This window comes from Embleya sp. NPDC056575 (assembly GCF_042793325.1).
Taxonomy (GTDB): domain Bacteria; phylum Actinomycetota; class Actinomycetes; order Streptomycetales; family Streptomycetaceae; genus Embleya.
The window spans coordinates 40,580-53,751 of record NZ_JBHTVA010000071.1 but is presented as its reverse complement, the minus strand read 5'-3'; the positions used below and the strand labels follow the sequence as shown (position 1 = coordinate 53,751).

Genomic DNA, 13,172 nt, shown 5'->3' with positions numbered 1-13,172 from the left:
GGCATCCCCCGGGGGATGCCGCCGCCGCGGCGTGTACGTGTATGCGAGCGGGCCCGGCGGGAACATCCTGGTGACCGGGATGGGAGGCGGCCGTGACGCTCGAGTGGGAATCGACGGACCCCGAGGTCGACGCGCACGCGGTGCTCGGCGAGGTGCGCGGCGTGCTCGGCGACGCGCTCGACGCCGTGCGGTCGGGCAACGGCCGACCGCCGCCGCCGTGGCCCGGCCGCCGACTGCCGCTCGGCGCGCGCTTCGACGGCGCCGGCACCAACTTCGCGCTGTGGGCGGGTGACGCCGAGGCGGTCGAGCTGTGCCTGTTCGAGGACGGCCCCGACGGAACGTCGCGCGAGACCCGGCTGCCGCTGCGCGAGCAGACCTTTCGGGTGTGGCACGGCTATGTCCCCGGCGTGCGGCCCGGACAGCGCTACGGCTATCGGGTACACGGGCGCTGGGAGCCCGAGCGCGGCGCGCGGTGGAATCCGGCCAAGCTGCTCCTGGATCCGTACGCCCGCGCGGTGGACGGCGAATTCCGGCTGGACGACGCGGTGTTCGGGCATGTGTACGGCGGACCCGACACCGTGCGCGACGATCGCGACTCGGCGGCGTTCGTGCCCAGGTCGGTGGTGGTGGCCGACGACGCCGACTGGTCGCACGACCGCCGGCCGAAGATCCCGTGGGCCGAGAGCGTGATCTACGAGCTGCACGTCAAGGGCTTCACCGCGCGCCACCCGGGCATCCCCGAGCAGCTGCGCGGCACCTACGCGGGCTTGGCCCACCCGGCCGCGATCGACCACCTGGTCCGGCTCGGGGTCACCGCCGTCGAGTTGTTGCCGGTGCATCAGTTCGTCTCCGAGGAACACCTGTCGCGCGGCGGGCGGACCAACCACTGGGGCTACAACACGGTGGGGTTCTTCGCCCCGCACGCGGCGTACGCCTCGGCGGGCGGTCGCGGCGGCCAGGTGCACGAGTTCCGGGACATGGTGCACGCGCTGCACGCGGCCGGGATCGAGGTGATCCTGGACGTGGTCTACAACCACACCGGCGAGGGCGGGCCGAGCGGGCCGACGTTGTGCTTTCGCGGGATCGACAACGGGGGCTACTACCGCCTGGCCGGCGGCGGCCGGCACTACACCGACTACACCGGGTGCGGGAACACGCTCAACGTGGTCCAGCCGCACGTGTTGCAGCTGATCACCGACTCGCTGCGCTATTGGGTGATCGAGATGGGCGTGGACGGCTTCCGGTTCGATCTGGCCGCCGCGCTCGCCCGGTCCACGCACGACGTGGACAGACTGTCCTCGTTTTTGACCGTGATCGCGCAGGACCCGGTGTTGTCCCGGGTGAAGCTGATCGCCGAACCGTGGGACCTGGGCGCGGGCGGCTACCAGGTCGGCGCGTTCCCGCCGCTGTGGACCGAGTGGAACGACCAGTATCGGGACGCGGTGCGGGACTTCTGGCGCGGCGCCCGGCCGGACGTGCGGGGGCTGGCGTACCGGCTGTCCGGCTCCTCCGACCTGTACCAGCGGGACGGGCGCAACCCGTACGCCTCGATCAACTTCGTCACCGCGCACGACGGCTTCACGATGCGCGACCTGGTCACCTACGAGCGCAAACGCAACGAGGCGAACGGCGAGGACAACCGGGACGGGACCGACAACAACCGGTCCTGGAACCACGGCTACGAGGGCGAGACGGCGGACCCGAACGTGGTGTCGCTGCGCAAGCGGCAGATCCGCAACCTGATGACCACGCTGCTGCTGTCCACCGGCGTGCCGATGATCACCTCCGGCGACGAGATGGGGCGCACCCAGGCGGGCAACAACAACGCCTACTGCCAGGACAACGAGCTGTCCTGGCTGGACTGGTCGGCCCTGGACTCGCCGGAGTGGCGCCCGCTGGTCGAGCTGACCGCGCGGCTGATCCACCTGCGTCGCGCGCATCCGGTGTTGTGTCGCCGGGCGTTCTACTCGGGGCAACCGGTCGCCCCGGACGGGCTGCGGGACCTGGCCTGGTTCACCCCCGGCGGGCGCGAGATGACCCGCCGGGACTGGTTCGCGCCGACCTCGACGCTGGGGATGTACCTGTCCGGCCTGGACATCGACCGGCGCGGCCCGCGCGGTGAGCGGATCGTGGACGACAGCTTCCTGTTCATCCTGCACGCGTCGTCGCAGCCGATGCGATTCACCCTGCCGGACGAGCCGTGGGCACACTCGTACGAGGTGGTGCTCGACACCGCGCTGGAGGGGGATCCGATGGCCCGGTACGGCGAGCCGGTCGCGGGCGGCGGCGGACTGCGGCTCGCGGGGCGGTCGGCGATGTTGCTGCGGGTGGAGCACGCTGTGTGGGCGCCTACGTAGGGCCGGGCGATGGACGCCGTACGCTCGCGTAGGGTGGAGATACCGACGGCGTTGCGCACGCGTGTGGCGTCCCGCCGTCCGCCGGCCCGGCCCGACATCCCCCTCGAAGCGAAGGACCGCGCACCATGACGTCCCCGACGCCGATCCTGGTCACCGCCCCGAATTTCCGTGACGCGGGCGGGCACGCCACCGCGACCGGTCGCAAGGTGCGCACGGGCCTCGTGTACCGCTCCGACGGCCTCGGCGAGGTGGACACGACCGACGCCGCGACGCTGGTGCGGCTCGGCATCGGCCTGGTGATCGACCTGCGCTCGGCGACCGAGCGCGACCGCGAGCCGGACCGGGTGCCGGCCGGCGCCGAGCTGCTGATCGCGGACGTGATGGGGCGGGAGAACGACGAGCTGTTCGGCGAGGTGTTCGCCGACCCGGATCGGGCCGGGGAACTGCTCGGCGGCACCGCCGGGCGCGAGCTGATGTGCGAGGTGTACCGGCGGTTCGTGACGAGCGAGGGTGCTCGGGCCGCGTACCGCTCGGTGTTCGCGCGCATGGCGAACGAGCCGGCGCCGACGGTGTTCCACTGCTCGCACGGCAAGGACCGGACCGGGTGGACGTCCGCCGTGCTGCTCACGCTGCTCGGGGTGCCCCGGGCGACCGTGGTCGAGGACTATCTGGCCAGCGCGGCGCACCTCGCGGAGAAGAACCGGGCGATTTTGGAGCACATCGCGGAGCGCGGCTTCGACCCCGCGCACCTCGCGCCGGTGTTCGACGTGCACGTGGAGTATCTGGACACGGCGTTCGCCGCGGCGGAGGAGCGGTACGGGTCGGTCGAGGGCTACGTGCGCGACGGCCTGGGGGTCTCCGACGCCGAGGTCGCGCGGTTGCGCGAGCGGCTGCTGACGGACTGAGCCGGGGCGGACGGGTCAGCCTCGGGGCGGGCCCCACGGCGGCGGCGGGGGCTGGCGGTACTGGGGCTGCTGCCAGGCCGGGTGCTGATGCGGGTTGGCCTGCGGCGACGGGTACGGCGGGGCCGGTTGCCACGGGTTGGCCGGCTGCGGCGCGGCCCACGGGCCGGTCTGGTGCGGGAACGACGTCGGCGGCATCGGCGGCTCGGGGCGACGGGTCGGGTGCGGGCCGCCGCGGAAGGTCACGCCGTAGCGGCCGCGCACCCGGCGGATCTCCCACATCGACATCATGGTGATCGTGATCGGGCCGCCGAGCGACCCGATCAGCCGCACCCCGGTCGGCAGCGCGCCCTTGCCGCCGTCGTCCCCGAGGTCGATCAGCGCGCCACACCACGAGAGCCAGGGCGCGATCACGGCGGGCAGCAGCGGGTGTCCGTCCACGGCGCGGAACAGGTGCTGCGGGATGGCCCGCACGGCGAGGAACCAAAAGCGCAACACCCACATGGAAACGGCCAGGCCGAGCACGGTGAGGAAGAACGCCTGCACACTGGCACCGGCGTTGACCTGCTTGGAGCCGTACGCCAACGCACCCAGACCACCGAGCGTGGCCACCGAGACGACCACGAACAGGGCGAGCGAACGCAGCGGCAACATCAGGCTCTTGCGCGTCTCGGTCCGCACGTCGGGGCGGGTGAGCGCGATGATGATGCCGACCGCGATCGGGCAGGCGATGATCGCCACGAAGATGGAGGCGATGAAGCTCGCCATCCAGCCCTGGGCGGCGTCGTCGGTGCCCCCATAGGTGATCGCGATCCATACCAGCACGCCGAGCCCGAGCCAGGAGCGGATCGCCCGCACCCGCTCCAGCGTCACATCGCGCCCGATCAGCCGGTAGTCGGGCACGAAGTAGCGCTCGGCCACCCGTTTCGGCAGCGGAATCCAACCGAACACCAACATCGGCTTGCGCTCGATCCCCGAGTGCGTCACACGCAGGCCTTCCTCGACGACGCGCCCCCGTCAGGCGCCGACTCGCCCCGATGTTAGGGGGTCCCGCGCCGGCCACCACCAACCCCGGCCCGCAACGCCGCCACGATCCCCGCGACGTCCCCCATCGAGCCGTCCGCCACGGCGACGATCAGATCGAACAACGCTTCCTCGTCGAGGGGATGCACGTCGCTGCCGCGGACGTTGATGCTCTCGTAGGCGACGCGGTCGACGCGGGCGTCCTCGGCGGCGGCTTCGAGCAGCACGGCCAGTCGTCGACCGGACATACCTGATGCTATGGGGACAGAAGCTCCCGCATCCCGAAGTGTCCTCCTGCGGGCGTCACTTCTTCGACCAGTCCTTTTGGGGGAGGTCGGCGCGGCCCTGGGGGGCTTCGGCGTTGGTGCGTAGGAGGAGGGCCGTAGGGGTGATGTTCGCGGGGAGGTCGAACCACAGGTCTTCGACCAGGGTGTCGGAGGCGCCGAGGGTGAATTCGCGCAACTGGCGCTTGATCTCCATCGATTCGAGGTCCATGCCGAGTTGGGTGCCGTCCGAGAGGACCAGGCGCTGCTCCAGGTTGGCGACCTGCACGGTGGCCAGCGAGTTGTTGGCGATGGAGATCTTGACCCGGCACAGCCGGCCCTTGGCGAAGTGTTCGGCGTGTGTGCCGGTGATCCACTCGATGCCGCAGGTCAGCCCCTGCGCGGTGAACGTGGTCTGCCCGCTGAGCACCGGCGCCGCCTTCACCGGGATCTCCCACTCGCGCATCATCATCTTCAGCGGCTTGTCCTTCTCCGGCCAGTAGAGCGACGCCGCCCCCGCCGCGACCCCCGCACCGATCAGCAGCCCGAGCACGAACCCGATGGCGATCCACTGCCGGATCCGCCGCCGAGCCCCGAGATGACCCGCCACCTCGCCGCGTAACTCGTCGATCCGCCGACCCACGGGAACCATTCGCCACCCCTGTCTCCGCAACCGAGGCACGCATCGTATGGGCGCGCTCCCACCGCTGACGAGAGCTTTACGAAGGGGCGCCCGGCCCTCAGTCGTGCTCGATCAGGGACGCCGCCGCGCGGGCGATGGCGGCGTCGAGCGGGCCCAGCGGAGTGGGCACGGCGTTCTCGCTCGGCGCGATGTACCAGACCAGCGGCCCGGATCCGCCACGCGGCGGAGGAAAGGTCACCCAGGCCCCGAGACCGTGCCGACTCGGCCCGCGCTGATCCCGCAGCCGTGTGCGATCCGGACCCGAGACCGGAACCAGGAAGCCCATCTTCGCGCAGCGCCGGTCGTGGATCACCGGCCCGACCCGAATGCCCGCCGCCCGCAGGTGCTTCACCACCTCGCGCCCCAACCGCGCATCCACCTCGATCACGTCGAACGTCTGCCCTGCGGCCACCAGACGCGGAGCGTAGGGGTTACCGCCGGGCTCGGCCGAGTCGTACATGGGGTGACACCTTCATCCGTCGGATCGACTCCGGCCCCCGCACACCCCATCCCAACCCGCCGCGCCCGCCCGCGCCCCCCACACTCACGACTTGATGCACTTCCGTCACCTGTTCGGCCCAGGCGGATCAGTCGCGGTAGGGGTCGCTGAACGCAGGCATGGTCCTGGTCACGTCCTCGAGAATCGGCGTCATTCGGCGCGCGGCGGTGTAGTGCCTGCCCCGGGCCTTGCCGTGGGGTTCCAGCCACCCCTGGGCCACCAGTTCCCGAAGGTCGCGGACTGCGGACTGCTCGCTGATGTCGGCATCGTGTTGATACACCGGCCGTCGAACCTTGTTCCCGAACGCCGCGGGCATCAGGGCGAACGCCACGCGCTCGTCGAGACCGGCTCGTTCGGCGTGTTCGGTGAGCTCGCACCAGATCCGGGAGTACAGGTCCACCCGCCTGCCCGCCATCTGAGCCTGTCGGTGGTGGGCACCCAGACAGAAACGAATCCAGGCGTGGGCGTCCCGGGAAGGGTCCCAGGTAGGGCCACCCACCTGCTGAAGAACGCCGTAGTACGCGTACGTGTTCTGCCCATAACCCAGCCATTCCTCGATGGAGGAGAACTCTGCGGGCATCAGCGCCTCCCGAGAGAACACCAGAGTGGACACGGCGCGCGACATCCGACCGTTGCCATCGGGCCAGGGATGGATGCTCACGAGGTTCAGGTGGGCCATGGAGGCCCGGACGTGGACCGGCGATTCGAGGTCACCCTCGTTGAGCCAGGCCACCAGTTCCCCCATCAGCGCCGGGACCCGACCAGGCTCGGGCGCCGTGTATGCGGCGACCGCGGGGTCCTCCGGGGAAGTGACGTAAACGGGGCCCTTGCGCCATCGACCCGGGCGCTTGTTCACGTGGTGACCCTGCATCATGAAGTGCAGACCGTTCAGCAGCCCCATGTCGTAACGAAAGTCCTCCCCCGCGTCGGAGAGGCCCAGGATGTAGGTCATCGCGCGCTGATGCGCCTCGACCTCCACACGCGTCTCTTCGGAAACCTCCGAAGGCTCCTCCCCCGACAACAGCGCCTCGACGTCGTCCACCGAGGCCGCGTATCCCTCGATCGTGTTGGAACCGGCGATGGCCCGGGCCGTGAGATTCCGCCGCAGTTGCCCCGACCACCGGAGTTCGGGGCGCAGCATGTGCCGCAGACGGGTGCGCATCTCCTCGATCTCCTGGAGAGCGCGCGCATCACGGTCGTCGAGGCGAGGAACACGAAAGAGCATGTCTAGATGACACCATCATCTAGACAATTTCGCGTGAACCCCTTACGTCGTCCGGCCCGCCTGGACCAGGCCCGACTCGTAGGCGAAGACGACTGCCTGGGCGCGGTCGCGGACGCCGAGTTTGGCGAACAGGCCCGTGGCGTGGTTCTTGACGGTCTGGACGCCGATACTCATCGTCTGGGCGATCTCGGCGTTGTCCAGGCCCGCCGCGATCAGGCGCAGGACCTCCACCTCGCGAGGGGTCAGGTCGCGCAGGCCCGTCGCCGAGGGCTGCGGGGCGGAGGGGGCCTTGACGAAGGACTCGATCAGGCGCGTGAGCAGCCGCGGCGCGACCGCGGCCTCGCCCAGGTGGACCGTGTGCACCGCCGCGATCAGGTCCTCGGGCAGTACGTCCTTGGGCAGGAAGCCGATCGCCCCGGCGCGCAGCGCGCCCACCACGTACTCGTCCATGTCGAACGTGCTCAGCGCGAGCACCCGGCACTCGGGCAGTTCCTCGGTCAGCCGCGCGGTGGCCTGTACGCCGTCGAGCACCGGCATACGGATGTCCATCAGGATCACGTTCGGACGCAGCCGATGCGCGGCCTCGACCGCCTGCGCGCCGTCGTCGACCTCGCCGATCACCTCGATGCCGGGATCGGAGCGCAGGATCAGCGCCAGGCCACGACGCACAAGCGGCTGATCGTCCGCGAGCAGCACGGTGACCGGGGGTGCGTCCACGCTCATCGGTTCAAGTCCTCTCCTGGCTCCGCCGGCGGCAGGGGCACGAGTGCGGCGACCCGGAATCCGCCTTCGGGACGCCTGCCCGTCTCGAGCACACCACCATGCACGGCGACACGCTCGCGCATACCGAGAAGACCGTACCCGCCTCCCGCGACCGCGGTGCCCCCGCGGCCCGGGTCGCCGTCGTCGCAGACCTCCACCGCGACCAGGTCGGACCGGTATTCGAGCCGTACGAAGGCCCGCGCGTCACCCGCGTGCCGGCGCGCGTTGGTCAGCGCCTCCTGCACGATCCGGTACAGCGTGAGCCCGATCGCCAACGGCACCCGACGCGGCTCGCCCAGCGCCTCGAACTCGACCGGCAGCCCGGCCGCGCGCGACTCGGCGAGCAGCCGGTCGATCTCGCGGATCCCCGGCTGGGGTTCGGAGGGCGCGTCCTCGGCCGCGTCGGTGCCGCGCAGCACGCCGAGCAGTTGGCGCATCTCGCGCAGCGCGGTGCGGCCGGACGACTCCAGCGTGAGCAGCGCCTCCCGGGCGGTCTCGGGATCGCGGGCGAGGGTGGCGCGCGCGCCGCCGGACATCAGGTACATCGTGGTGATGTGGTGCGCGACGATGTCATGCAGTTCGCGCGCGATCCGCCGGCGCTCCTCGGTCACCGCCCGCTCCGCGAGCAGCCGCCGGTTCAGCGCCACCTGCTCGCGCCACCGGCGCACCCAGACGCCCACCGCGATCACCAGGGCGATGAACAACGTGTCGCCGACCACCATCAGCGGCGTGGCCGAGTTCTCCTGCGTCGTGTGCGCCGCCTGACCCGCGAGCGCCGCGAGACCGGCCGCACCGATGGCACGTGCGCCGCGGTATCGGGCCACCGTGTACAGCGCGACCGCGACCGACACGGAGAAGTTGTGCGCGTGCATCGTGACGACCGCGGACAACGCCACGTAGAGCGCGACCAGTACGCCGAGCACGGCCATCGGCCGACGCCGGCGGAAGAACAGCGCACCGGCGCCCGCCGTGATCAGCAGCGCGCCGATCACGGAGGCGTGCGGGGCGGCCGTATGGCCGGCGCCGAGGTACGAGGCGAGGTCGCCCGCCCCGCAGCCGAGCGCGATCAGCAGGTCCGCACGGGTGCGCCGGCAGGCCCGGATCCGCCGCCGGACCAGCCCGACCAGCCCCGGGTACCACCCCGACCCCGGCCTCGGACGGAGATCCGAACCCGCGCCGGCCGACCCGACCGCCGACCCGATCCCCGGACCGGCCGCCGGCTCCGCGGCCGGCGCCCCGATCGTGGTGATCGTCGCCGGCCCCGCCGCTGAGCGGTGCTCGAAGCCCATCCGTGGGCCTCCTTCATGGTTGGTGCCGTTCGTTCGCCCGTGCCGCGGCCGGCGTCCCCCACCCGCCCGCCCCGCCCGTCCGCCCGGTCGTCCCATTCCATCGCCCGTGCCCGGTTTTCTGAACCTCATCGCAGATGATCCGCGCCCCGGACCGGAGTCCTGGTTCGGCGATCCGCCCGGACCGTGGTCCCGGTCCACTCCCCTTCCCCCGGTCGATGTCCGAGGGGGGTTTCGCGTGATCAGCTTGAGGCATTCCGGAGTTCCGCATCGAACTCCCATGTTTCGATCCGACGGCGGAGAAGGAAAATGATCCGTAGAACAACCGCGTTCGCCACACGTCATCGATGGATGACGATTATCGTCTGGGCGATCGTCGGTATAGCCCTGACCGCCGTCGGCCAGCCGTTGATGAACAGTGTCACCGATTCGTCGACCGGCGACTTCCTGCCGAAGAAATACGATTCCGCGGCGGCGATCCAGATCGCCGAGAAGAAGTTCGACGAAAAGCCCGACCCGAACGCGGTGACCGTACTCGTGGCCCGCGCCGACGGCGCCAAGCTCGGCCCGCAGGACCAGAAGAAGATCGCCGACACGGCCGCCGGCCTGTCCGCGAAGCGCATCAAGGCGGAGCCGGAGCAGTTCGCCAAGGACTTCTCCCAGACGCCGCGCTACACGGTCGGCGTGGTCGCGCCCGACGGGACGTTCCAACTGCTCACCCTGTCGCTGAGCGGCAATGCGAACGACACCGGTCTCCAGGACGTGTATCGGGACGCTCGCGATCTCGCGAAAACCGATTACCAGGCCGCCGGATTCCGGGTCGGATTCACCGGCGGTATCGCGAGCACGGTCGACAACATGGACGAGGAAAAGGACACCGAGGCACTCGTCGGCGCTTTGACGATGGGTCTCATCATCCTGCTCAACGTGGTGGTCTTCCGCAGCATCCTTGCCGCGATCCTGCCGCTGCTCGCGGTGGCGTTGATCGGCGGCGTCGCCACCGGCGCGGTCGCCGGCAGCGCGAAGCTCCTGGACATCAAGGTCGACCCGTCCGTTCCGTCGCTGATCACCGTCGTCCTGCTCGGCATCGTCGTCGACTACTTCCTGTTCCTGATGTTCCGCTTCCGCGAGGAGTTGCGGAGCAACCCGAACATGGACAAGCGCGAGGCCGCCGCCAACACGGCCGGCCGGGTGGGCAACGCGATCACCTGCGCCGCGCTGACCATCGTGGCGGCGTTCGCCACCCTGGGCATCGCCAGCTTCGGGCAGTTCAAGGTGCTCGGCCCGGCCATCGCGGTCTCGGTGCTCGTCGCCCTGATCGGCAGCCTCACCCTGCTGCCCGCGCTGCTCGCGGTCACCGGCCGGGCGATGTTCTGGCCGGCGCGGGCGTGGAAGAAGGAGCGCCCGGCGGGCTTCGCCGCCCGACTGGGCGAGAACATCAGCGCGCGTCCGGTGCGCTACCTGATCGGCAGCCTGGTCCTGCTCGGTGCGCTCGGCGCCGGCGCGGTCGGCGTGAAGATGAGCTACGACCAGCACGGTCAGCCCACCACCAACGCCACCAGGACCGCCGACGAGATCTCCCGCTCGCTGCCCGCGGGCGTGTCCGACCCGCACACCGTCTACGTGCAGACCAAGGCGGGCGGCAAGCTCGACGAACGTTCGCTCACCGGGCTGACCGGCGCGCTGGGCAAGGTCGAGGGTGTCGGCCAGGTCGCCAAGCCCGTGCTCAACCCGGACAGGTCGGCCGCCCGGATCGATGTGTTCCTGGCCGCCAAGGCCGACACCCAAAAGGCCCGTGACCTGATCACCGGCCCGGTCCGCGGCACCATCGCCAAGAACACGCCCGAGGGCAGCGAGGCGCACATCACCGGAACGGCGGCGATCTTCGCCGACGTGGCCACGGCGGTGAACAAGGACCTCAAGCTGGTCTTCCCGGTCGCCGCGATCCTGATCGCGCTGATCCTGTTCCTGCTGCTGCGCTCGGTGCTGGCGCCGCTGGTGCTGATGCTCGCGGTCGGGTTGGGCTTCGTGGCCACGCTCGGCGCCGGGACGCTGGTCTTCCAGCACATGCTGGACCGCCCCGGGGTGTCCTTCACCCTGCCCCTGGTGTTGTTCCTGTTCGTGGTCGCGCTGGGCACCGACTACAACATCCTGATGAGCGACCGGCTCCGGGAGGAGATGGAGAGGCCGGTCCCGGCCCGCAAGGCGGTGGCCGAGGCGGTCCGGCACACCGCGCCGGCGATCGCCACGGCCGGTCTGGTCCTGGCCGGCTCCTTCGCCAGCCTGGCGGCCAGCCCCGCGACCGCCGAGATCGGCTTCGCCACCGCGGTCGGCATCCTGCTCTCCTCGATGCTGCTCTCGATCGTGCTGGTGCCCTCGATCGCCTCGATCCTGGGCCGGGGCCTGTGGTGGCCGCGGCGGAGCGACAAAGGGCACGGGGGCGGGGCGGGCGCGCCGACGGCGTACGGCCACCCGGACACGGACCGCACGCTCGTGACCGAGCCGCAGATGGCCGGTGGCTACGGGCCCGCCCCGTACGCCGGACAGCAGCCCTACCCCGGGCAGCAGCCCTACCCGGGACAGCAGCCCTACCAGGCGCAACAGCCCTACCCCGGGCAGCCGTACGGGCAGCACTACCGCCCGGACCAGCCGCACGGCTGACCGAGCCGACCGGGACACACCACGACCAGCAACCCCGAAGGGGGCGGCGCCGGGACACCGGCACCGCCCCCTTCGGGGTTGCGCGCTTCGCGCGTTCGGGTGATCGAACCGATCAGTTCGCCGCCGTCCAGCCCGCCCAGTCCATCGCCCAGCCGCTCCAGCCGTTGTCGGGATCGACCGTCTTGCGGGGCGAGTTGATCACCTCGACCACGTCCCCGATCAGCGATTCCTTGTAGAACCACGCGGCGTTCATGCTCGGGTCGCCGCCGCCCTTGACGTCCTGCAGGCTCACACAGCCGTGGCTGGTGTTCTCCTTGCCGAACGGCAGCGGGTCCGTACGCCAGTAGTTGCCGTGCACGTAGGTGCCGGTGTTGCTCAGCCGCATGCCGTGCGGGACGTCCTTGATGTCGTACACGCCCTTGGCCAGGCCGACCGTCTGGGAGTCCATGTGCACCGTGGGCTCCTTGGACATGATCGTCATCTTGCCGTTCCACGACGGGTTCTCCGCGTCCCCGAGGCTGGCCGGCAGCTTCTTGAGCAGCGCGCCGTCGCGGGTGATCGTCAACGTGTGCGCGGTGTGGTCGGCGACGCTGGTCTGCGCGCGGCCGACGGTGAAGGTGACGTCCTTCTTCTGCTTGCCGTAGACGCCCGGGGAGGTCTGCTTCCCGTCCAGGTCCAGGTGCAGGGTCACCTTCGTGCCGGGCTTCCAGTACTTCTCCGGGCGAAAGTCCAACCGCTGGTTGCCGAACCAGTGGCCCTTGACCTCGACGGCGGGCTCCGAGGTGACCTTGACCGACTGGTTCACCACCGCCTTGTCCGTGACCTTCTTGGTGAACTCCAGCGAGACGATCATGCCGACGCCGTACGTCTCGTTCGCGTCGATGTTGAACACGCCGTAGTTGGTGTTCGCCGGGGTGAGCGTGGTGAAGGAGGACTGGAGCGCCGACACCAGCCCGGCGGCGTCCGTCGCGGTCGCGGACACCGCGTACTTGGTGCCGGTCTGCAGGGCCGCGGCGGGCTGCCAACTCGCCCCGTCCGGCGAGATGGTGCCCTCGACCGGTTTGCCGCCCTCGGAGCCGGTCACGGTGACCTGGGTCAGCTTCCCGGCGCTCGCGCTCACCTTCAGCGCGCCGTCGGTGGCCACCTCCGTCGCGCCGTCCTTCGGCAGGATCGTGACCACCGCCTGGGACACCTTGGGAGCGCCGTCCGGAGCCTTGGTCTGCGCGATGGGCGCGACCTTGTCGTCCTTCGCGTCCTTCCCGTCCTTCTTCCCGTCGCCCCCACCGCACGCTCCCGCGCCCAGGAGCGCGACGCACACCGCGAGCGCCGGCAGGGCCCTGCGGATCCGCCGTCGCGAACGAGGTCTGTGTGCGCTCGAACCGGATGTGGCCCCTGCTGCCGTCGTCGACATGGATCTCCCTAAGTCGCTGCGCTACCGGAAGAGATGACCCTGTTGCCCACCCCCGCCGTTACGACGGGGGGGTATGAGTTCAATCACCATCCCGGGACGGA

At 70.6% G+C, this 13,172-nt stretch carries 11 protein-coding genes; 3 read left to right on the top strand and 8 right to left on the bottom strand.

The window, feature by feature from the left end:
- Positions 1-92 precede the first annotated feature (92 nt).
- Both glgX and ACFRCG_RS38805 read left to right on the top strand, forming a co-directional pair.
- Positions 93-2,357: a glycogen debranching protein GlgX gene (gene glgX / locus ACFRCG_RS38810; protein WP_380040389.1), complete on the top strand. Its 2,265-nt coding sequence runs from the start codon at positions 93-95 to the stop codon at positions 2,355-2,357.
- A 125-nt stretch (positions 2,358-2,482) separates the two neighbouring features.
- Entirely contained in the window at positions 2,483-3,262 is a 780-nt protein-coding gene (locus ACFRCG_RS38805; protein WP_380040387.1) for a tyrosine-protein phosphatase, read from the top strand.
- 15 nt (positions 3,263-3,277) lie between these two features.
- Here ACFRCG_RS38805 and ACFRCG_RS38800 read toward each other — a convergent pair whose 3' ends face one another.
- From ACFRCG_RS38800 to ACFRCG_RS38770, 7 genes are all read right to left on the bottom strand, one after another.
- Entirely contained in the window at positions 3,278-4,246 is a 969-nt protein-coding gene (locus tag ACFRCG_RS38800) for a hypothetical protein (protein WP_380040385.1), read from the bottom strand.
- A 53-nt stretch (positions 4,247-4,299) separates the two neighbouring features.
- The gene (locus tag ACFRCG_RS38795; protein WP_380040383.1) at positions 4,300-4,530 is read right to left on the bottom strand and encodes a hypothetical protein; all 231 of its coding nucleotides are present in this window, start codon (positions 4,528-4,530) and stop codon (positions 4,300-4,302) included.
- A 55-nt stretch (positions 4,531-4,585) separates the two neighbouring features.
- Positions 4,586-5,197: a hypothetical protein gene (locus tag ACFRCG_RS38790; protein WP_380040381.1), complete on the bottom strand. Its 612-nt coding sequence runs from the start codon at positions 5,195-5,197 to the stop codon at positions 4,586-4,588.
- Between the two features lie 88 nt (positions 5,198-5,285).
- Positions 5,286-5,687, bottom strand: a complete 402-nt coding sequence (locus ACFRCG_RS38785; RefSeq protein ID WP_380040379.1) for a hypothetical protein — start codon at positions 5,685-5,687, stop codon at positions 5,286-5,288.
- A gap of 127 nt (positions 5,688-5,814) precedes the next feature.
- Entirely contained in the window at positions 5,815-6,951 is a 1,137-nt protein-coding gene (locus tag ACFRCG_RS38780; RefSeq protein WP_380040377.1) for a Fic family protein, read from the bottom strand.
- A 42-nt stretch (positions 6,952-6,993) separates the two neighbouring features.
- Positions 6,994-7,674: a response regulator gene (locus tag ACFRCG_RS38775; RefSeq protein WP_380040375.1), complete on the bottom strand. Its 681-nt coding sequence runs from the start codon at positions 7,672-7,674 to the stop codon at positions 6,994-6,996.
- Positions 7,671-9,002: a sensor histidine kinase gene (locus ACFRCG_RS38770; protein ID WP_380040373.1), complete on the bottom strand. Its 1,332-nt coding sequence runs from the start codon at positions 9,000-9,002 to the stop codon at positions 7,671-7,673. Before ACFRCG_RS38770 ends, ACFRCG_RS38775 begins: the two co-directional genes overlap by 4 nt.
- Positions 9,003-9,350: 348 nt before the next feature.
- Between ACFRCG_RS38770 and ACFRCG_RS38765 the strand changes: the two genes are divergently transcribed.
- Positions 9,351-11,660, top strand: a complete 2,310-nt coding sequence (locus ACFRCG_RS38765) for an MMPL family transporter (RefSeq protein ID WP_380040371.1) — start codon at positions 9,351-9,353, stop codon at positions 11,658-11,660.
- 112 nt (positions 11,661-11,772) lie between these two features.
- Here the strand turns inward: ACFRCG_RS38765 and ACFRCG_RS38760 are convergent, their stop codons facing one another.
- The gene (locus ACFRCG_RS38760; protein ID WP_380040369.1) at positions 11,773-13,071 is read right to left on the bottom strand and encodes an Ig-like domain-containing protein; all 1,299 of its coding nucleotides are present in this window, start codon (positions 13,069-13,071) and stop codon (positions 11,773-11,775) included.
- Between the last annotated feature and the right edge of the window lie 101 nt (positions 13,072-13,172).